The organism is Acidovorax sp. ST3, from assembly GCF_003231145.1.
Classification (GTDB): domain Bacteria; phylum Pseudomonadota; class Gammaproteobacteria; order Burkholderiales; family Burkholderiaceae_C; genus Acidovorax.
This window is the reverse complement of the sequence record NZ_QKVP01000001.1, coordinates 912,908-932,527: the sequence shown is the minus strand read 5'-3', so window position 1 is coordinate 932,527 and position 19,620 is coordinate 912,908. Positions and strand designations below refer to the sequence as shown.

General features: G+C 62.8%; 15 protein-coding genes and 2 tRNA genes. 6 read left to right on the top strand and 11 right to left on the bottom strand.

What is annotated here, in order from left to right; all coding sequences use genetic code 11:
• Window positions 1-167: 167 nt before the first annotated feature.
• The 3 genes from pssA to DNK89_RS04125 all read left to right on the top strand — a co-directional run bounded on the left by pssA (window position 168) and on the right by DNK89_RS04125 (window position 3,942).
• Window positions 168-1,001, top strand: a complete 834-nt coding sequence (gene pssA / locus DNK89_RS04135; RefSeq protein WP_015013661.1) for a CDP-diacylglycerol--serine O-phosphatidyltransferase — start codon at window positions 168-170, stop codon at window positions 999-1,001.
• Between the two features lie 210 nt (window positions 1,002-1,211).
• The gene (locus tag DNK89_RS04130) at window positions 1,212-2,750 is read left to right on the top strand and encodes a 2-isopropylmalate synthase (protein ID WP_060985654.1); all 1,539 of its coding nucleotides are present in this window, start codon (window positions 1,212-1,214) and stop codon (window positions 2,748-2,750) included.
• Between the two features lie 115 nt (window positions 2,751-2,865).
• On the top strand, window positions 2,866-3,942 hold the full coding sequence (locus DNK89_RS04125; protein WP_110958998.1) for a serine hydrolase: 1,077 nt from the start codon (window positions 2,866-2,868) through the stop codon (window positions 3,940-3,942).
• Between the two features lie 239 nt (window positions 3,943-4,181).
• Here the strand turns inward: DNK89_RS04125 and DNK89_RS04120 are convergent, their stop codons facing one another.
• The 5 genes from DNK89_RS04120 to DNK89_RS04100 form a co-directional block, all read right to left on the bottom strand.
• The gene (locus tag DNK89_RS04120; RefSeq protein ID WP_110958997.1) at window positions 4,182-5,012 is read right to left on the bottom strand and encodes an IclR family transcriptional regulator; all 831 of its coding nucleotides are present in this window, start codon (window positions 5,010-5,012) and stop codon (window positions 4,182-4,184) included.
• Between the two features lie 56 nt (window positions 5,013-5,068).
• The gene (locus tag DNK89_RS04115; RefSeq protein ID WP_110958996.1) at window positions 5,069-5,827 is read right to left on the bottom strand and encodes an arginyltransferase; all 759 of its coding nucleotides are present in this window, start codon (window positions 5,825-5,827) and stop codon (window positions 5,069-5,071) included.
• Window positions 5,824-6,582 (bottom strand): leucyl/phenylalanyl-tRNA--protein transferase, encoded by a 759-nt coding sequence (gene aat, locus DNK89_RS04110; protein ID WP_110959195.1) that lies wholly within the window; start codon window positions 6,580-6,582, stop codon window positions 5,824-5,826. Before aat ends, DNK89_RS04115 begins: the two co-directional genes overlap by 4 nt.
• 108 nt (window positions 6,583-6,690) lie before the next feature.
• Window positions 6,691-6,766, bottom strand: a tRNA-Asn gene (locus DNK89_RS04105).
• A 67-nt stretch (window positions 6,767-6,833) separates the two neighbouring features.
• Window positions 6,834-6,909 (bottom strand) — tRNA-Asn (locus DNK89_RS04100).
• Between the two features lie 156 nt (window positions 6,910-7,065).
• Here DNK89_RS04100 and def point away from each other — a divergent pair.
• The gene (def, locus tag DNK89_RS04095; RefSeq protein WP_110958995.1) at window positions 7,066-7,605 is read left to right on the top strand and encodes a peptide deformylase; all 540 of its coding nucleotides are present in this window, start codon (window positions 7,066-7,068) and stop codon (window positions 7,603-7,605) included.
• 34 nt (window positions 7,606-7,639) lie between these two features.
• Here def and DNK89_RS04090 read toward each other — a convergent pair whose 3' ends face one another.
• Window positions 7,640-10,240 carry a [protein-PII] uridylyltransferase gene (locus DNK89_RS04090; protein WP_110958994.1) on the bottom strand — a complete coding sequence of 867 codons (2,601 nt, stop codon included), beginning with the start codon at window positions 10,238-10,240 and terminating at the stop codon, window positions 7,640-7,642.
• A 94-nt stretch (window positions 10,241-10,334) separates the two neighbouring features.
• Window positions 10,335-11,150, bottom strand: coding sequence for a type I methionyl aminopeptidase (gene map / locus DNK89_RS04085; RefSeq protein WP_110958993.1), 816 nt, complete (start codon window positions 11,148-11,150; stop codon window positions 10,335-10,337).
• A 137-nt stretch (window positions 11,151-11,287) separates the two neighbouring features.
• Between map and purL the strand changes: the two genes are divergently transcribed.
• A complete protein-coding gene (gene purL / locus DNK89_RS04080) occupies window positions 11,288-15,307 on the top strand; it encodes a phosphoribosylformylglycinamidine synthase (RefSeq protein ID WP_110958992.1) in 4,020 nt (1,339 codons plus the stop codon).
• Window positions 15,308-15,404: 97 nt separating this feature from the next.
• Here purL and DNK89_RS04075 read toward each other — a convergent pair whose 3' ends face one another.
• Genes DNK89_RS04075 through DNK89_RS04060 form a run of 4 tightly spaced genes read right to left on the bottom strand, consistent with a single transcriptional unit; the run spans window position 15,405 to window position 18,500 of the window.
• Entirely contained in the window at window positions 15,405-15,731 is a 327-nt protein-coding gene (locus tag DNK89_RS04075; protein ID WP_110958991.1) for a non-heme iron oxygenase ferredoxin subunit, read from the bottom strand.
• Window positions 15,732-15,737: 6 nt separating this feature from the next.
• Window positions 15,738-16,226, bottom strand: coding sequence for an aromatic-ring-hydroxylating dioxygenase subunit beta (locus DNK89_RS04070; protein WP_203422186.1), 489 nt, complete (start codon window positions 16,224-16,226; stop codon window positions 15,738-15,740).
• A 2-nt stretch (window positions 16,227-16,228) separates the two neighbouring features.
• A complete protein-coding gene (locus DNK89_RS04065; protein WP_015013725.1) occupies window positions 16,229-17,488 on the bottom strand; it encodes an aromatic ring-hydroxylating dioxygenase subunit alpha in 1,260 nt (419 codons plus the stop codon).
• 28 nt (window positions 17,489-17,516) lie between these two features.
• Window positions 17,517-18,500, bottom strand: coding sequence for a 2Fe-2S iron-sulfur cluster-binding protein (locus tag DNK89_RS04060; RefSeq protein ID WP_060987730.1), 984 nt, complete (start codon window positions 18,498-18,500; stop codon window positions 17,517-17,519).
• Between the two features lie 154 nt (window positions 18,501-18,654).
• Between DNK89_RS04060 and DNK89_RS04055 the strand changes: the two genes are divergently transcribed.
• Complete coding sequence (locus DNK89_RS04055; protein ID WP_015013727.1) at window positions 18,655-19,578, top strand: LysR family transcriptional regulator; 924 nt, start codon at window positions 18,655-18,657, stop codon at window positions 19,576-19,578.
• Window positions 19,579-19,620 lie beyond the last annotated feature (42 nt).

Genomic DNA, 19,620 nt, shown 5'->3' with positions numbered 1-19,620 from the left:
GGCCACTTCGGTGGCCTTTTTCGTTGCCAGGCGGCCCATGCGCAGGCGCTACACTGCGGCCTTTGCCTTTTGCGCGCTGGACGGCCTGCTTCCCCGCAGCGGATGGCTTAACACTATAAATTTAATAGCTGCTTACGTAATTTGCGTGGGCACTGGAGGTCTGTTTGATGCATGACGGCAATGAGTCCACCGAGAACCCCGGTGTGATGGTGCGCAAAAGGCGCAAAGGCATCTACATCCTTCCCAACCTGTTCACGCTGGCGGCTCTATTTGGTGGCTTTTATTCCATCGTCATGGCGATGAATGGCCGCTTTGACCAAGCGGCCGTAGGCGTTTTCTGCGCCATGGTGCTCGACAGCCTTGACGGCCGCGTGGCCCGCATGACCAACACACAGAGTGCATTTGGCGAGCAGATGGATTCACTGTCGGACATGGTGTCTTTTGGCGCTGCGCCGGCCCTGATTGCTTATGAGTGGTCACTTCAGGGCCTGGGCCGCTGGGGCTGGATTGCCGCTTTCGTGTACTGTGCGTGTGCAGCGCTTCGCTTGGCTCGCTTCAACGTGAACACTGGCGTGGTGGACAAGCGCTACTTTCAGGGGTTGCCTTCGCCGGCGGCTGCGGCTCTGGTGGCGGGGTTCATCTGGTTGATGACCGAGCTGGGCGTGCGTCCAGGCGAAGACCATTGGCTGACCTGGAGTCAGGTGACATGGATCATGTTTGCCTTCACGTTGTATGCGGGACTCACCATGGTGACCAATGTGCCGTTCTACAGCTTCAAGGACGTGCAAATGAAAAAGAGCGTGCCCTTTGCAGCCATCGTGCTCATAGCGCTAGGCATTGCCGTCATCAACATCCATCCCCCCGTCGTGCTGTTTGGCGTGTTTGTTTTTTATGGGCTGTCTGGTTACGCCGTGTATGCCTGGCGCAAGGCCAAGGGCCAGCACAGCAGCGTGATCAGCACCTCGACCGATGAGCCCGACGAGCGCGGGTTGCACAAGTGACCATCGCCTCCGCTGCCGCGCAGTTGTGCTACATTGCGTTGCATGAACAAGTTTGCACTGGCTCTACTGCTACCTCCCCACGGGCGGAGACAGTAGGCGCACGCGCACACTTTTTCCACAAAGGCCCGTATGCACCCGCAACGGGCCTTTTGTTTTGGGCGCCAGATTTTTGACGTTGCGGGTCCCCCCCACCGATACCAGGAGAACAACATGGCTGACAAACTGATCATTTTCGATACCACCTTGCGCGATGGCGAGCAGTCCCCCGGCGCCTCGATGACCAAAGACGAAAAGCTGCGCATTGCGCGCCAGCTGGAGCGTCTTAAGGTGGATGTGATCGAGGCTGGCTTTGCCGCCAGCTCCAACGGTGATTTCGAGGCAGTGCAGGCCATTGCCAATGCGATCAAAGACTCGACCATCTGCTCGCTTTCGCGTGCCAACGACCGCGACATCTCGCGGGCGGCCGAAGCGCTCAAGGGTGCCAACAGCGCGCGCATCCACACGTTCATTGCCACCAGCGCACTGCACATGGAGAAGAAGCTGCGCATGACGCCGGAGCAGGTGCTGGAGCAGGCCAAACAATCCGTGCGCTTTGCCCGCAACCTTGTTGCCGATATCGAGTTCAGCCCCGAAGACGGCTACCGCAGCGACCCAGACTTCCTCTGCCGCGTGCTCGAAGCGGTGATCGCCGAAGGCGCCACCACCATCAACGTGCCCGACACCGTGGGCTATGCCGTGCCCGAACTGTACGGCAACTTCATCAAGACGCTGCGCGAACGCATTCCCAACAGCGACAAGGCCATCTGGTCCGTGCACTGCCACAACGATCTGGGCATGGCTGTGGCGAATTCGCTGGCAGGTGTGAAGATCGGTGGCGCACGCCAGGTGGAATGCACGATCAACGGCCTGGGAGAGCGCGCTGGCAACTGCTCGCTCGAAGAGATTGTGATGGCAGTGAAGACCCGCAAGGACTATTTCGGGCTGGATCTGGGGATCGACACCCAGCACATCGTGGCCGCCAGCCGGATGGTGAGCCAGACGACGGGCTTTGTGGTGCAGCCCAACAAAGCTGTGGTGGGCGCCAATGCGTTTGCGCACGCCAGTGGCATCCACCAGGACGGCGTGCTCAAGGCCCGCGACACCTACGAAATCATGCGCGCCGAAGACGTGGGTTGGAGTGCCAACAAGATCGTGCTGGGCAAGCTCAGCGGTCGCAACGCCTTCAAGCAGCGCTTGCAGGAGCTGGGTGTGCAGCTCGACAGCGAAACCGAGATCAATGTGGCTTTTGCCAAGTTCAAGGAGCTGGCCGACCGCAAGAGCGAGATTTTTGACGAGGACATCCTCGCGCTGGTCAGCGACGAGAGCGTGACGGCTGAGAAGGAGCAATACGGCTTTGTCTCGTTGTTCCAGCAGAGTGAAACCGGAGAGCAGCCGCGTGCGCGCATCGTGTTCACGGTGGATGGACAAGAGGTGCGCGGCGAGGCGGAGGGCAACGGCCCGGTTGATGCCTCGCTTAAGGCCATCGAATCGCACGTGAAAAGCGGTGCCGAGATGGTGCTGTATTCCGTCAACGCCATCAGCGGCTCCACCGAGAGCCAGGGCGAGGTCACTGTGCGGTTGCAGAACAGCGGGCGTGTCGTGAACGGGGTGGGCGCAGATCCGGACATCGTCGTGGCATCGGCGAAGGCCTATCTCAGCGCTTTGAACAAGTTACAAAGTAAAGCAGATCGCGTGGCCGCACAAGGCTGAACGATCTCTTTATAATTCACTCACTTTCTCGGAAAGTCGCGCAAGGTATTGATCTTGTGCGACTTTTTTTGATTCTGTACACTGCCCCATAATTCTTACCGTTTGGAGCACTTTGATGCACCATCGCCGCAACGTTGCAGTGAATCGATTTTTCCAGTGGGTGGGTTTCGCGCTTGTGAGCGCTGCCCTCATTTCGCCCGCCGCACACGCGGCAGATGTCAAAAAACAAGGGGCCAAAAAGCAGCAGGTCAGTGCCGCCACCGCCAAGCGTACCGTCGCACAGCGCAAGGTGGCTGCCAGCGTCAAGCCTACCCGTGTCGCCGCCCGCACAGCCAAAGCACCCACCAAGGTAGCGTATGTGCCTGCCAAGCCTTCTTTTGGTCAGATGGCGGGCTTGCATGAAGTCAATGACCCGCTGGATCTCAAGTCCAGCGTGGCTTTGGTGGTAGACCAAGATACGCACGAGGTCTTGCTGCGCAAGAACGATCAGGCGGTGCTTCCGATTGCGTCGTTGACCAAGCTCATGACGGGTATGTTGATCTCCCTGGCCAAGTTGCCCATGGATGAGCCTGTCACGATCACCCAGGATGATGTGGATACCGAAAAGGGGAGCCGGTCTCGCCTGACAGTGGGCACGACGCTCACGCGTGGCGAAATGCTGCACCTGGCGCTGATGTCCAGCGAGAACCGCGCTGCCCATGCGCTGGGCCGCACCTACCCGGGTGGCCTGGAAGTTTTTGTGGCCCTGATGAATGCCAAAGCCAAGTCGCTGGGAATGAACGACACCCACTACGTCGAGCCCACCGGTCTGTCCAGCCGCAACCAGTCCAGTGCCCGCGACCTTGCAACGCTGGTTGGCGTGGCGCACGGAGATCCCTTGTTGCGCGAACTGTCAACATCGCCCGGCTTTGAGGTGGCCGTGGGACACAAGACGCTGCAGTACAACAACACCAACGGACTGGTGAAGAACCCCACCTGGGATATCGGCCTGCAAAAGACCGGCTATATCTCCGAGGCGGGCCGTTGCCTCGTGATGCAGGCCCAAGTGGCAGGGCGCAAGCTGATCATGGTGTTCCTTGACTCCGCGGGCAAGTTCAGCCGACTGGGTGATGCTGAGCGGGTTCGTCGTTGGGTGGAGTCCAACCCGGCGCTGGCAGCTCCTTTGCAGGCGGCACGTAGCACCAACGGCTGATTCGCTGAATGCACGACATACGCCTGGCAGGCTTGTTCTGTCAGGCGTTTTTATTTTGCGTTTGCGAGCCCTGGGTAGGTATGCACTTGTGCATGCAGCTGACGGCCGGGGCTGTGTGCGCCTTGTCAGTGTGAAAGGGTGTAGCAGTGACGGCCAGACGGCACCGGCTATTGGACCGCCTGCATCAATACATTGCCGTTGCCTCGCTCAGAACAGCGTTGCCTAGCCCTATTGGAGCGTCAGCGCAATTCGGTACGTTGGCTGGTGAGGGGCGTGTGACTGGCTTCGACGCTCGGTGGCGTATAGCCCAAGGCCAGTGAAATCTCATTCGCTGTAGCCTGCAGTTTGGGCAGCCAGCCTTCATCCAGACGATCCGCAGGGGCCGAAATGGAGAGGCCTGCGACCAGTTTGCCCTGATCGTCATACACACCGGCCGCCATGCAGCGCACGCCCAGCTCCAGCTCTTCGTTGTCGCGAGCAATACCGTACTGGCGGGCCTTGGCCAGTTCTCGCTCCAGCAACGGCAGCTGCGTGATGCTGTTGCGAGTGTGGCCTGCCAGACCGGTACGGGTGGCATAGGCGCGGACGCGCTGGGGGTCATCCAGCGCAAGGAAGAGCTTGCCTGTCGAGGTCAGGTGCAGAGGCGCTCTGCCGCCAATGGCGCGCACCACCTGCATGCCCGACCGCTCGCTGTAGGCCCGCTCCACATACACAATCTCATCGCCCTGGCGCATGCTCAGGTTCACGGGCTGCTGGATCAGTTTGTGCAGTGCGCGCATGGGGGTGAGCGCCGCATCACGAACGCTCAGGCGTGCTTTCACCAGGTTGCCCAGCTCCAGCAGTCGCATGCCCAATCGGTAGCTGCCTGATTCGGGGCGGTCAACAAAACGGCCGATGGTCAGGTCGTTGAGGATGCGGTGGGTGGTGGAGGGATGCAGCCCGGTTTTTTCGCTGATCTCCTTGAGGGAAATCGCTTCTTCCCGTGAGGCCAGAACGTCGATCAGTGTGAACATGCGCTCAAGCACCTGAACGCTGGGTTTGGGGGAGATGCTGGGATCGGTTTTTTTCATGAGCGGCAATGGTGCAAAGGCCGCTGCATTTTATCTTGTGAAATGTGAACGCGTGTTCAGGGACTCGCTTGCGCGGCGCCTGGGACCCGGCGCCAAGCCCCTTCGGTGCGGATTTCATGGGGCAGGAAGCGTGCTTTGTAGCTCATCTTGGGGCTGGTTTCGATCCAGTAACCCAGGTACACATGGGGCAGACCCAGTGAATGGGCTTGCGCGATCTGCCAAATGACGTTGTAGGTGCCATAGCTGCAATGGGGTTCAGGCTCGTAGAACGTGTATACGGCAGACAGGCCGTCATCGAGCACATCGAGGATGGAGACCATCTTGAGCGCCCCGGGTTCGCCGGACGCGTCGGTCTCGCGAAACTCCACCAACCTGGAGTTCACCCTGCTTTGCAGCAGAAATTGCGTGTACTGGTCGATGCTGTCATGGTCCATGCCGCCGCCCGCGTGGCGGCCGTTCTGGTAGCGCAGGTACAGCTGGTAGTGCTCGGGCACAAAACACAGCCGCAACACCCGGGCCTGGAGTTGGCCGTGGCGTGCAGCAGCGCGCCGTTGGCTGCGGTCGGGCTTGAACTCGTTGACAAGAACCCTCAGCGGGGTGCAGGCCTGGCAGCCATCGCAATAGGGGCGATACGTGAACATGCCGCTGCGGCGAAACCCCTTGGCGACCAGATCGGAGTAAAGGTCGCTCTGGATCAGGTGGCTGGGGGTGGCGACCTGCGACCGTGCCTGCCGGTCCGGCAGGTAACTGCAGGGGTAGGGCGCTGTCGCGTAAAACTGCAGGGTTTGCAGCGGAAGGTCGTTGAGTTGCGTCATGCCGGATCGGTCTTGGGTGGCAGCAGCTCGTCCCAGTATACGGGCTCAAATTGCCAGGGGGTGGGGGGCTGCTGTCGCGCGCTGTCCACATGCTGCAGGAAATCGGCCCGGGGTATCTCCCGTCCGCCCAGGGAGGCGAGGTGCTGCGTGTTTTGCTGGCAGTCAATCAAGGTGATGCCATGACGGCGGCACAGGCAGACCAGGGCCGACAGGGCGATCTTGGAGGCGTCGGTTTCATGTGCAAACATGGACTCTCCGAACACCGCGCGACCCAGCGCCACGCAGTACAGGCCCCCGACGAGTTGCCCATCGACCCAGGTTTCCACGCTGTGGGCATGGCCTGCCAGATGCAGTTCGGTGTAGGCCTCGACCATCTCCGGAACGATCCAGGTGCCAGCTTGGCCTTCGCGTTCCTTGGTGGAGCAGGCGGTGATGACGTCCCGGAACGCGCTGTCGATGCGGATTTCGCAGTGCGCCGCCTGTCTGCGAAATGCCTGCAGCTTTTTGCGCAGCGAGCGGCGCAACCTGAACTCAGCCACTGGCAGCACCATGCGAGGATCAGGTGCCCACCACAGGATGGGCTGCCCGGGGCCATACCAGGGAAACGTGCCTTGTGCATATGCAGCGCACAGGCTGGCCACATCCAGCGCGCCGCCTGCTGCCAGCAGGCCCGGCGCGGGATCGCCTTCCCCCCACGCAAGGGTTGGTGTGGGAAAGGGGGCGTGGGGTTCGAGCCAGGGCAGTTGTGGGGGCATGCTGGGGGGGGCGCAAATCCACCATTGTCTGGCATGCAGCGTTTTCCACGCCGCGGCGGGGATGGCGAAAAAAAAGCCCCGCACTTCGGAAGTGCAGGGCTTTTTGATTGGCTCCTCGACCTGGGCTCGAACCAGGGACCTACGGATTAACAGTCCGGCGCTCTACCGACTGAGCTATCGAGGAATGATCGGTATCTATCGATTAACTAATTGAAAGGCCCCGCTTTACTCATGCAGGGCCTGCAAATTCTTGGCTCCTCGACCTGGGCTCGAACCAGGGACCTACGGATTAACAGTCCGGCGCTCTACCGACTGAGCTATCGAGGAACAAGACTTAGATTATATACACAAAATTGGGCCCGAATCGAAAAACAGCCCTGTCCATTCACAAACTCGTGCAGCGCCGTGGAGTCGTACTGCGCGTTATGCTGAATGGCATGCCGCCCCGCGAGCGGCTTGTGCTGCATCCAACTCCCTCACGACATGACCATCCATACCATTCTGAAAATGGGCGACCCCCGCCTGCTGCGCGTGGCCCAGCCAGTGACCGTATTCGATACCGATGAATTGCACCAGCTGGTGCGCGACATGTTCGAGACCATGGCGTCGGTGAACGGAGCCGGGCTGGCCGCACCGCAGATCGGGGTGGATCTGCAACTGGTCATCTTTGGCTCCAACGACCGCAACCCGCGTTATCCGAACCGGCCGCTGGTGCCACCCACCGTCCTGCTCAACCCGGTGATCACGCCTCTGGGGGCAGAAGAGGAAGAAGACTGGGAAGGGTGCCTTTCCGTGCCGGGTTTGCGTGGCAAGGTGCCCCGCTGGTCACGCATCCGCTACACAGGCTTCGACCTGTATGGCGATCCCATTGACCGGACGGTAGACGGTTTTCATGCGCGTGTCGTACAGCATGAGTGTGATCACCTGATCGGAAAGCTATACCCCATGCGGGTGCGTGATTTCACGCAGTTCGGATTCACCGAGGTGCTGTTCCCGGAGATCAGCGCCAACGAGGACGACTGAGCCTGACCTACACGCTTGACCCACGCCCGCCGGGTCAGGACGACAGTTCCTGCAGCAGCTCGGTCTCGATCTGGATCTGGCGCGCGTTGTTCTGCAGCTCAGGGCCCTGGATGAGGAAGGTGTCTTCCACCCGTTCGCCCAGGGTGCTCACTTTGGCCAGTTGCACGCTCAGGTGATGCTGCGCCAGGATGCGGGCCACCAGATACAGCAGGCCCGCACGGTCGCTGGCAGAGATAGCCAGCAGCCAACGCTGCGCCTTTTCGTCGGGTCGCAGGGTCACGCGGGGCGCGACCGGGAAGCTCTTGACCCGGCGTGATACCCGCTTGCGGGTGGGCTCGGGCAGCGGGCCGCCTTCCTCAATCACGCGCATTAGGTCGCTCTCGACCATGTGGGTCAGCTCGCGGTAGTGCCCGGGCTGTTCAGATGCCGAAGAGGCCACCACCTGGAAGGTATCCAGCGCATAGCCGTTGTTGGCGGTGTGCACCCGCGCGTCCAGGATGCTGAAGCCGACGCGGTCGAAGTAGCCGCAAATGCGCGCGAACAGGTCGGCTTGATCAGCGGCGTAGACCATCACCTGCAGGCCATCGCCCGCCAGCGACTGCCGGGCGCGCACCACCGGTTTGGCCGCGCCCACGTGGCGCGAAAGATGGCGTGTGTGCCAGGCAATGTCGGCCGCGTCATGACGCATGAAGTAGCTCACGTCGAGCGTGGCCCACAGCGCCTTGTGTGCTTCAAAGGGCAGGGCGTTGAGCGCCAGCAGCACCAGTGCCTCGCGCTTGCGGGCCTCGATCTCGGCGGCTGCGTCGGGTGCACGGCCACCCAGGGTGCGCAGCGTGGCGCGGTACAGGTCTTCCAGCAGCTTGCCCTTCCAGGCGTTCCAGACCTTGGGGCTGGTGCCGCGGATGTCTGCCACCGTGAGCAGGTACATCGCCGTGAGGTTGCGCTCGTTGCCCACACGTTGCGCAAAGGCGCCGATCACATCCGGGTCGCTCAGGTCCTGCTTTTGCGCCACGGTGCTCATGGTCAGGTGCTCCCGCACCAGAAACTCGATGAGTCGGGCATCTTCGCGGTCCACCCCGTGCTGGCGGCAAAAGCGCCGCACTTCCTCTGCGCCGATTTGTGAGTGGTCGCCGCCTCGCCCCTTGCCAATGTCGTGGAACAGCGCGGCCACGTAAAGAATCCACGGCTTGTCCCAGCCGCCCGCCAGCTGCGAGCAAAACGGGTATTCGTGCGCGTGCTCGGCCATGAAGAAGCGGCGCACGTTGCGCAGCACCATCAGGATGTGCTGGTCCACCGTGTAGACGTGGAACAGGTCATGCTGCATCTGCCCCACGATGCGGCGAAACGGCCACAGGTAGCGCCCCAGCACCGAGGTCTGGTTCATCAGCCGCATGGCATGGGTGATACCCGAGGGTTGCTGCAGGATGCGCATGAAGGCATCGCGGTTGACCGGGTCGCGCCGGAAGGCGCTGTCCATCACGCCGCGTGCGTTGTACAGCGCGCGCAGGGTGCGCGCCGACAGGTCCTTGAGCCCGACCGTGGTCTGGTACAGCAGAAAGGTTTCCAGGATCGCATGCGGGTCGCGGGTGTAGAGGTCGTCACTCGCCACTTCGATGAGGCCCGCCTTCTCGAAGAAGCGCTCGTTGATCGGACGTGGCTCGTGGGTCGATGGGTTCAGGCGCTCCTCGATGTTGAGCAGCAGGATCTGGCTGAGTTGCGACACCGCCTTGGCTGCCCAGTAGTAGCGGCGCATCAGGCTTTCGCTGGCCCGCATGGGCAGGCGCGAGCCGTCGGGTGCCTGCGAGCGGTAGCCGAACGACTCGGCCACGGCCGTCTGCAGGTCGAACACCAGGCGGTCTTCGTGCCGCCCGGCCGCCGCATGCAGGCGGGCACGGATCAGGCAGAGCAGCGCCTCATTGCGCTCGATCTGGCGCACTTCGAAGGCCGTGGCCATGCCGCTGGCAGCCAGCTCCTTCCAGTTGCTGCCCAGACCGGCCGCCTGGGACACCCACAGGATCATCTGCAGGTCGCGCAGACCGCCGGGCGACTCCTTGCAGTTGGGCTCCAGCGAATAGGGCGTGTTCTCGTACTTGGTGTGGCGCTGGCGCATCTCCAGCGTCTTGGCGACCAGAAACGCCTGGGGGTTCATCTGCGCCCGGTACTGGCGTTGGAACTCGGCAAACAGCGCGGCATTGCCGCACACCAGACGGGATTCGAGCAGCGAGGTCTGTACGGTGACATCGCCCGCGCTCTCGGCCAGGCACTCGGCCACGGTGCGTACGCTCGATCCGATCTCCAGGCCCGTGTCCCAGCAGCTGCCAATGAAGCCTTCGAGCTTGGTGCGCAAGGCGCTGCCGGCCTCGGGCGCCGTGCCGTCGGGCAGCAGCAGCAGGACATCGACATCGGAGTAGGGGAACAGCTGGTCGCGCCCAAAGCCACCGACCGCCACCAGGGCCATGTCATTGGGCAGCTGGGCGCGCTGCCACAGGGTTTGCAGCAGGTTGCCCGCCAGCGACGACAGCTTGCGCAGCAGCACGCGGATACCGCGCGTCGATGCGCCGGTGGATTGCATGGCCGCCAGCAGCGCGGCCTTGTCGCTGCGGTAGGCATCGCGCAGGGCATGGAGTTCAGTCATGGTCGGTAAGTATCGTGGGAGGCCATGAAAAAGCCATGCAAGAGTTGTGCAAGCGGCAGCCAGCGGCGCGGGACCCGGTGGCCCCGCCGCCGCGTCAGGTCTTGGTGGCTGTCACAAAGGACGGCAGGGGGGGCGATCCAGCCGACAGCGTCATCACCTCATACCCCGTGGGCGTGACCAGCACCGTGTGCTCCCACTGGGCCGACAGGCTGTGGTCCTTGGTCACGATGGTCCAGCCGTCGTTGCCGTGTTCCTTCACCTCGCGGCGGCCCGCATTGATCATGGGCTCGATAGTGAACACCATGCCGGGCAGCAGCTCTTCGAGCGTGCCGGGCTTGCCGTAGTGCAGCACCTGCGGCTCTTCATGGAACTTCTTGCCGATGCCGTGGCCGCAGAACTCGCGCACCACCGAGAAGCCGTGCCCTTCGGCAAACTTCTGGATTGCGTGGCCGATATCCCCCAGCCGTGCGCCGGGCTTGACCTGCACGATGCCGTGCCACATGGCTTCAAAGGTCAGGGCTGACAGCCGTTTGGCGGCGATGGAGCATTCCCCGATCAGGAACATGCGGCTGTTGTCGCCGTACCAGCCGTGCTTGGTGATCACGGTCACGTCCACATTGACGATGTCGCCCTTCTTGAGCGGCTTGTCGTTGGGGATGCCGTGACACACCACATGGTTGACCGAGGTGCACAGCGAGGCCGGGTAGGGCGGGTAGCCCGGCGGCTGGTAGCCCACGGTGGCCGAGATGGTGCCCTGCTGGGCCATGCATTCGGCGCCCAGGCGGTCGATCTCTTTGGTGGTGATGCCGGGCTTGATGTGCGGCGTGATGTAGTCCAGCACTTCGGAGGCCAGGCGGCAGGCCACGCGCATGCCCTCGATGTCCTCGGCGCTTTTGATGGTGATGCTCATGCCGCAATTATCCCATCGGCCCCCCAGCCGCGCAGGCGGCCTGGGCTTGCCCGGTAAAATGGAGGGCTCCGGTGCTGGTTGCACGCTGGCGCCCGGAGCCACCCTCTACCCCTGACACCCCCCAACAGGCCGCTACCGTGACCTTGCACATGACCACGCTGGCGGGCGGCAACGCCCTCAGCACCTTCCGCGCCCAGCAACTTCAACCCGCCCTGGAGGCGATCCACCCCAAGATCAGTGGCATTGCAGCGCGTTTCGTGCATCTGGTCGCCACCGATGCGGCCCCCACGCCCGCCGAACAAGAACGTCTGGCCGCGCTGCTGACCTACGGCGACCCCTACGCAGGCCCCGAAGACGGCGCCGTGCTCATCGTCACGCCCCGCCTGGGCACGCTGTCACCCTGGGCCTCCAAGGCCACGGACATTGCGCGCAACTGCGGCATCGCCATCCGCCGCGTCGAGCGCATCACCGAATACCGCATCAGCCTGAAATCGGGCCTGCTGGGCAAGACGCCCGAGCTGACCGCCGGGCAACTGGGCCAAGTCGCCGCGCTGCTGCATGACCGCATGACCGAATCCGTGGTGGCCGACCGCAGCGCTGCCGCAGCCCTGTTCACCGAACTGCAGCCTGCCCCCATGGAGCATGTGGACGTGCTGGCCGGTGGCCCCGAACAAGGACGAAAGGCTCTGGAAGCCGCCAACACCCGCTTTGGCTTGGCGCTGGCCGACGATGAAATCGACTACCTCGTGACCGCCTTCACGGGCCTGAAGCGCAACCCCACTGATGTGGAGCTGATGATGTTCGCGCAGGCCAACAGCGAGCACTGCCGCCACAAGATCTTCAACGCCCAGTTCACCATCGACGGTGTGGCGCAGGACAAGAGCCTGTTCGGCATGATCCGCAACACGCACCAGCTGGCGCCCCAGCACACGGTGATTGCGTATTCGGACAACGCCTCGGTCATGGAAGGCCATCAGGTCGAGCGTTTTGTAGCCAAAATGGCCGCAAGCGCTAGTGAATCAAGCGCTAATAGCTATCAGAAAAGTAGCGTCACCCAGCATGTGCTGATGAAGGTGGAAACGCACAACCACCCCACGGCCATCTCCCCCTTCCCGGGCGCATCGACGGGTGCAGGCGGCGAGATCCGCGACGAAGGCGCCACCGGCCGGGGCTCCAAGCCCAAGGCCGGCCTCACAGGCTTCACCGTGTCCAAGCTCTGGGGCAGCACCGTGGGCAAGCCTGAGCACATTGCCAGCCCGCTGCAGATCATGGTCGAAGGGCCCCTGGGCGGCGCCGCTTTCAACAACGAGTTCGGCCGCCCCAACCTGAACGGCTACTTCCGCGAATACGAGCAGAACGTGGGCGGCGTGCAGCGTGGCTACCACAAGCCCATCATGATCGCGGGCGGCGTGGGCGTGATCGATGCCGAGCTGACCAAGAAAATCGAATTCCCTGCAGGCTCGCTGCTGATCCAGCTGGGCGGCCCCGGCATGCGCATCGGCATGGGCGGCAGCGCGGCCAGCTCCATGGCCACCGGCACCAATGCGGCTGAGCTGGACTTTGACTCGGTGCAGCGCGGCAACCCTGAGATCGAGCGCCGTGCGCAAGAGGTCATCAACCACTGCTGGGCGCAGGGCGCGGCCAACCCCATCCTGGCTATCCATGACGTGGGCGCAGGTGGTTTGTCCAACGCCTTCCCTGAGCTGACCAACGACGCGGGCCGTGGCGCACGCTTTGACCTGCGTGCCGTGCAGCTCGAAGAGTCGGGCATGAGCCCGAAGGAAATCTGGAGCAACGAGTCGCAAGAGCGCTACGTGCTCGCGATTGCGCCCGAGTCGCTGCCCCTGTTCCAGGCATTCTGCGAACGCGAACGCTGCCCGTTTGCGGTGATCGGCACCGTCACCGAAGAGCGTCAGCTGGTGCTGCACGACCCCGCTGCGACGGCTGAAGACCAGAAGCTGCCCGTGGACATGCCCATGAACGTGCTGCTGGGCAAGCCGCCCAAGATGCACCGCGACGTGAAGACCGTGATACGCGAATTCGCACCCATGGACTTGACCGGCGTGCCGCTGCAAAAGGCCGTGATCGACGTGCTGGCCCACCCCACGGTGGCGTCCAAGCGTTTCCTCATCACCATCGGCGACCGCACCGTGGGCGGCCTCAGCCACCGCGACCAGATGGTCGGCCCCTGGCAGGTGCCCGTGGCCGATTGCGCCGTGACGCTGGCCGATTACAAAGGCTTTGCAGGCGAGGCCATGAGCATGGGCGAGCGCACCCCGCTGGCCGCCATCAACGCCCCTGCCTCTGGCCGCATGGCCGTGGCAGAAGCCATCACCAACCTGCTGGCCGCACCCATCGAGCTGCCGCGCGTGAAGCTGTCGGCCAACTGGATGGCCGCCTGTGGCGAACCCGGCGAAGACGCCGCGCTTTACGAAACCGTGAAGGCCGTGGGCATGGAGCTGTGCCCCGCGCTGGGCGTCTCCATCCCCGTGGGCAAGGACAGCCTGTCCATGCGCACGCAGTGGAGTGAAGGCGCGGACAAGAAGAAAGTCACATCCCCCGTCAGCCTGATCGTGAGCGCATTCGCTTCACTGTCCGACGTGCGCGGCACGCTCACACCCCAGCTCGACGCCACCGAGGCCGACACGACCCTGGTGCTGATCGACCTGGGCAAGGGCCAGAACCGCATGGGCGGCAGCATTCTGGGCCAGACGCTGGACCAGAGCGGCGATGTGGTGCCTGATGTGGACGACCCCAAAGACCTGGTCAACCTCGTCAACGCGGTGAACGCACTGCGCGCCAAGGGCCAAATCCTGGCCTACCACGACCGCAGCGACGGTGGCCTGCTGGCCGCAGTGGCAGAAATGGCGTTTGCAGGCCATGTGGGTGTGTCGCTCAATGTGGACCTGCTGGTGACCGAAGGCGACGGTATCAGCGACAGCCGCGCCGAAGTGGGCGATGCCAAAAACTGGTCGGGCCAAGTCAGCGCGCGCCGCGAAGAACTCACGCTCAAAGCCCTGTTCAACGAAGAACTGGGCGTGGTGCTGCAGGTCAAGACCAGCGAGCGCAATGAGGTGATGCAGACCCTGCGCGAGCACGGCCTGTCCAAGTTCAGCCACTTCATCGGCAAGACCCGCCCCGCCTCGTCGTCCATCGATGCGGGCAAGGGCGAGCTGCAGGTGTGGCGCGATGCCAAGGCCGTTTTCAGTGCCTCGCTGGCCGACCTGCACCAGGTGTGGGATGCCGTGAGCTGGAAGATCTGCCAGCAGCGCGACAACCCCGCCAACGCCGACGCCGAGCACGCGGCGGCAGGTGAGCCCACCGACCCGGGCATGCATGTGCACCTCACGTTCGACGCCGCTGACAATGTGGCCGCGCCGTATTTGAGCCTTGCCAAACCCAAGGTCGCCATCCTGCGTGAACAGGGCGTGAACTCGCACATCGAAATGGCCTACGCCTTCACCGAGGCGGGCTTTGAGGCCTACGACGTTCACATGACCGATCTGCAGACCGGCCGCGTCAAGCTCGAAGACTTCAAGGGCGTGGTCGCCTGCGGTGGCTTCAGCTACGGCGACACGCTGGGCGCGGGCATCGGCTGGGCGCGTTCGATCACCTTCAACCCCGTGCTGGCAGCCCAGTTCCAGGGCTTCTTTGGCCGCACGGACACGTTTGGTCTGGGCGTGTGCAATGGCTGCCAGATGTTTGCCGAGCTGGCCGACATCATCCCCGGCGCGCAAGACTGGCCGCGCTTCACCACCAACCAGAGCGAACGCTTCGAGGCCCGCCTGTCGCTGGTGGAAGTGCTCGAATCCCCCAGCCTGTTCTTGCAAGGCATGGCGGGCAGCCGTCTGCCGATCGCCGTGGCGCATGGTGAGGGCTATGCCAACTTCAAGTACCGTGGCAATGCCGACAAGGCCATCGCCGCCATGCGCTACGTGGACAACCACGGCCGCGCCACGGAGCAGTACCCGTTCAACCCCAACGGCAGTGCGGGCGGCCTGACGGCCGTGACCACGGCTGACGGCCGCTTCACGGCCATGATGCCGCACCCCGAGCGCGTGTTCCGCAACGTGCAGATGAGCTGGACCAGCGAGGACAAGGCCCAGTACAGCGGCTGGATGCGCATCTGGCGCAACGCGCGCAAGTGGGTGGGGTGATGGGCTGAGGCACCCTGCGCTGCAGGGTGCTCATGCTTGATATCAGTAGCCGCTGAACACCGCAGGTTCAGCGGCTACAGTTTTCTTCAGGTGGGGTTCATGCCCTGTCGTCCATCTGAAGAAACACGCGCCCTCCGTCGATGCGCACGGGGTAACACTTCAATGGCTCGGTGACCGGTGCGCAGGTGGGGCTGCCATTGCGGACATCGAACTTCCCCTGGTGCAGGGGGCACTCGATTTCATGGCCGTCCAGAAAGCCATCGCACAGGCGCGCGTGCCCGTGGGTGCAGATGTTGTCGGTCGCAAACACACTGCCATCCACCTTGTACAGCGCAATGTTGTGCTCACCCACCTGCAACCCGATGACATCGTCGTCGGGTACTTCGGCTTCGCTGGCGGCGTCGATCCAGGAGGTTTCGTTCATGGTGGTTCAGATGGGGTAGATGATGGAGTTGGGGATCATTTCGCTGTCGTACACACAAAGGCGCGTCGCGAACTTGAGCCCTGCCGGGGTGCGTTCGATCACGTCGATGTACCGCCCCACGTTGAACACCGTGGACTCGCGCGAGAGCTTGGTGCGGAACACTGCGTAGTTCGCCTGGGCCTCGAAACGGTTCTCGCTCGCGGCAAGGACCACGGGCGCGCTGACCACATGGCGCTGGTAGTAGGGGTCGTGGAACAGCGTTTCGCGGATGCCGTAGACGCGGTCCTTGAGCATCCCTTTGCTTTCGAACAGCAGTGTTGCGAGGGGGAATCCGCGTTCGTGGTTCTCGCGGGGCACCAGCTTGTACGTGCAGTCCTCCGTGAAGAATTCGGGCCACAGGTCCCAGTCACCAGAGTCCACTGCCAGTGCGTACTCGGAGTACAGGCGCGAGATGGCCAGGTAATCATCAAAAGCAATGTGGGGCGTAGTGCTCATGGTCAGCCCTCCATCACTTCACGCCAGTAAGCGTACATGCCGCGGATGAGTGTTTCGGTCACCATGTGATCGGTGTTCTCCACCGTCTTTCCCCCCAACTCGGCCAGGGCGCGGTGGTAGGGCTTGCTTTCAAAACCTTCTTGCGAAAACTCGATCACCTCCCCGTCGTCGGCAGACACAAACCCCGCCGGGCCGAACAGGTTGGCCTGCCGCAGACGGCGCTGTGTCATCTCCGCGCTGTCGTCCTCAAACCCGAAGTGCGTCCATACGAAATCGAAGGCCCCGTGCCCGTCCGGCTGGATGTGCCGCGTGGAGACGCTGTTGACCTGCTGCTGAAAGATGACGCTGGGGAACACCGTCATCATGACCGCTGTGGGCCCGCCCCACCAGGGCTCGGGCACGATGTCCAGAAACCGCGCGTCGTGGAGCTGCATGCTCTCCTTGAAGCTGGACACCTGGGTGACCTGTTCGGCCTTTCCCGCTTGGCCCCGGGTGGAGATCATGGCGGCATGCCGGTGGCGTGCATCCATCTTCAGCTCGCTCTTGTTGTCTGCCCGCCAGAGGCCAAAGGTCACAAACCAGGTGTGCAGCAAGCCGGGGTGGTAGGGGTCCTTGATGTTCTCCTGCATGAGCTTCCAGTTGCCCGGAATGCGCTGGCGGTTGTAGCCCAGTATCGTCAGGCGCCGGCCGTTGAAGAGCCGGTCAAAGTACGACAGGATGTCCGGCCCCAGAAAGTTTTCGAGCGATTCCACATCGTGGTCAAAACTGGCAAACACCACGCCGCCCCGGGTGGCCACCTTGAGTTTGTTGAGGCCATGGTCCGCCGTCTGGAAATCTGCTGGCATGCCCCCGTTGATTTTGCCGTCCTGCTTGACGCCACGGCGAAAGGGCACCCCTTGCAGATCGCCTTGTAGCGTGTAGCTCCACTGGTGGTAGGGGCAGACAAAGTCCTTCTTGTTGCCATGGCGCTCGCGGCAGAACTGCATGCCGCGGTGGGCGCACACGTTCTCGACCACCTGGATACCGCTCGCGTCGCGGACCATGATGACCGAGCGTTCTCCCACTACCGTGCGCTTGAAGTCGCCCACGTTCGGCACCTCGGCCTCCAGCCCGACATAGTTCCAGTGCTGCCGGTAGAAGAAGCGCTCCAGCTCCTTCTTGTGCAGGTCTTCACCGGTGTAGGCCATGAACGGTATTCGGCTGCTGCCTTCGGTTTCCCATCGCATCTGGCTGGGAAAGACTTCCTTGGCGGGTGTGCTCATTGCTGTCTCCTGGGTTGTTTTGTGGGGCTCACGTGCCACTGGCATAAAACGCATCCGCGTACACCTGCTCTGGCAACACGCCCATTTGCCTTACCAGCAAGGCAGTGGCCTCGACCATCGGCGGCGCGCCGCAGAGGTAGGCGCGAAAGCCTTCCAGGCTGCGCCAGTCCCGGGCAATGGCGTCGGTCACCAGGCCGGTGCGATGCCCTTGTGCCGGGCCGGACGCGACCACGACGTGCACCTGAAGCTGTGGGTGCTGGCGCTGTAGCGCTTGCAGCCATTCCACGCCATAGACATCGCGCTCGGACCGCACGCCGAAGTACAGGTGGATGGGGTTGCCCATGCCGGCGGCAACCACGCCGCGAACGATGGACAAAATCGGCGCCAGCCCTGTGCCGCCTGCTACGCACAGCATGGGCCCTGTGTGTTGGCGGCGCAGGTAGGCAGAGCCCATCGGACCGCTCACGCGCACCGTATCGCCCACGCGAAGCTCGTTCGCCACATAGCCGGTGACACGGCCTTGCGGGACCAGTCGAACGTGGAACTCCAGCATGTCGTCCTGGGCTGTGCCCGCCATGGAATAGGGCCGCACATGCGCTGGCGTGAACTGCAGCTGCGCATACTGGCCGGGCGAAAAATCGAGTGCTTTAGCGGGCTGGAGAACCAGCCGCTTGATGTCGTGGGTGGGATCTTCTATGGCCACCACCGTGGCCTTGATGATGCGTGCCGTGTGCACGACCACTTCGTCGGGTTCGGGGATCTCTACCGTGCAGGGCTCCGTCACGAAGGTCTGGCAGGCCAGGACGTAGGAGTCTTGTGCCGTCAGCGGTTGCTGGACCTCGCGCCCTGAGTCGAGCACCTGTCCTGCCACGATCTTGCAGCGGCAGGTGCCGCACCGCCCGGCCATGCAGCTGTGCGAAATCGGCACATCGTTGTTGCGCAACGCGTCGAGCAGATTGGCGCCAGGAGCGACGTTGAGCGTGCGCTGCAAGGGGCGTACGTGGATTTCCATCGTCCGTTGTCTCGGGTGTTGTCTCTGATGTTTTTGTGGGTCGATTCCCCGGGAAGGGGTCGATGGAGGCGATGATCAGATCGGCGAGAAAATCAGTCAACGCGATGATGTGAATGTTGAATATCATCCAAATCAATAGTTACGGAGGCAATCGATGGAGCTGAAGGACATTGATCTGAATCTTCTGGTGGTCTTCAACCAGCTCCTGGCCGAACGCAAGGTTTCCAAGGTGGCGGAAAACCTGGGCCTTGGCCAGCCTGCGGTGAGCAATGCGCTGGCGCGGCTGCGCAAGCTGTTTGACGACGAGCTGTTCACCCGCACGGCCAGCGGCATGCAGCCCACGCCGTTTGCAGAACAACTGGCGGAATCGGTGGGGTATGCGCTGGGCATGATTCATGGAGCCGTGAACGCCAGAAACACGTTCGACCCGCGCACCAGCAAACGCAGCTTCACCGTCGGCATGACGGACATTGGCGAGATCTACTTTCTGCCGCAACTGATGCAGCGCATCGAAGAAGTCGCGCCCTCGGTCACCATCAGCACCGTGCGCAATACGGCCACCAACCTGAAGGACGCCATGGAGTCGGGCCAGGTGGACCTGGCCGTGGGCCTGCTGCCGCAGCTGAAGGCGGGCTTTTTTCAGCGCCGTCTGTTCGAGCAGAACTACGTCTGCATGTTTCGCAAAGGCCATCGGCTGGATCAGAAAAAGATCCGCCTGCAGGACTTCTTCGGTGCGGACCATGTGGCCATCGTCTCTGCGGGCACCGGCCATGGGCAGGTGGACGAGATACTGGACAACCACTCGCCGCAGCGGCAGGTGAAACTCAAAGTGCCTCACTTCGTTGCCGTGGGCCACATCTTGCAGTCCACCGATCTGGTGGCCACGGTGCCGGAGCGGCTGGCCGAGCGCATGGCCGTCCCCTTTGAACTGCGGTACCTGGCGCACCCGGTCAAGCTGCCCAAAATCGCCATCAACATGTTCTGGCACGCCAAGTTCCACAAGGACCCGGCGAACCAGTGGCTGCGCTCGCTGGTTTTTGACCTCCATGCGGACGCTTCCAAAGGCGCCAAGGGTTAGCACCATCCTTCTCGCGTTGGGTGAGGTGCGGCAGAGCGGGCA

Coding starts and splice junctions, on each gene's coding strand:
- DNK89_RS04130 (WP_060985654.1), top strand. CDS start 1,212: ATGGCTGACAAACTGATCATTTTCGATACCACCTTGCGCGATGGCGAG.
- DNK89_RS04055 (WP_015013727.1), top strand. CDS start 18,655: ATGGAGCTGAAGGACATTGATCTGAATCTTCTGGTGGTCTTCAACCAG.
- aat (WP_110959195.1), bottom strand. CDS start 6,582: ATGCCCCCACAACTGCCCTGGCTCGAACCCCACGCCCCCTTTCCCACA.
- DNK89_RS04075 (WP_110958991.1), bottom strand. CDS start 15,731: ATGAACGAAACCTCCTGGATCGACGCCGCCAGCGAAGCCGAAGTACCC.
- DNK89_RS04120 (WP_110958997.1), bottom strand. CDS start 5,012: ATGAAAAAAACCGATCCCAGCATCTCCCCCAAACCCAGCGTTCAGGTG.
- def (WP_110958995.1), top strand. CDS start 7,066: ATGACCATCCATACCATTCTGAAAATGGGCGACCCCCGCCTGCTGCGC.
- pssA (WP_015013661.1), top strand. CDS start 168: ATGCATGACGGCAATGAGTCCACCGAGAACCCCGGTGTGATGGTGCGC.
- DNK89_RS04065 (WP_015013725.1), bottom strand. CDS start 17,488: ATGAGCACACCCGCCAAGGAAGTCTTTCCCAGCCAGATGCGATGGGAA.
- DNK89_RS04125 (WP_110958998.1), top strand. CDS start 2,866: ATGCACCATCGCCGCAACGTTGCAGTGAATCGATTTTTCCAGTGGGTG.
- DNK89_RS04115 (WP_110958996.1), bottom strand. CDS start 5,827: ATGACGCAACTCAACGACCTTCCGCTGCAAACCCTGCAGTTTTACGCG.
- DNK89_RS04090 (WP_110958994.1), bottom strand. CDS start 10,240: ATGACTGAACTCCATGCCCTGCGCGATGCCTACCGCAGCGACAAGGCC.
- DNK89_RS04070 (WP_203422186.1), bottom strand. CDS start 16,226: ATGAGCACTACGCCCCACATTGCTTTTGATGATTACCTGGCCATCTCG.
- DNK89_RS04060 (WP_060987730.1), bottom strand. CDS start 18,500: ATGGAAATCCACGTACGCCCCTTGCAGCGCACGCTCAACGTCGCTCCT.
- map (WP_110958993.1), bottom strand. CDS start 11,150: ATGAGCATCACCATCAAAAGCGCCGAGGACATCGAGGGCATGCGCGTG.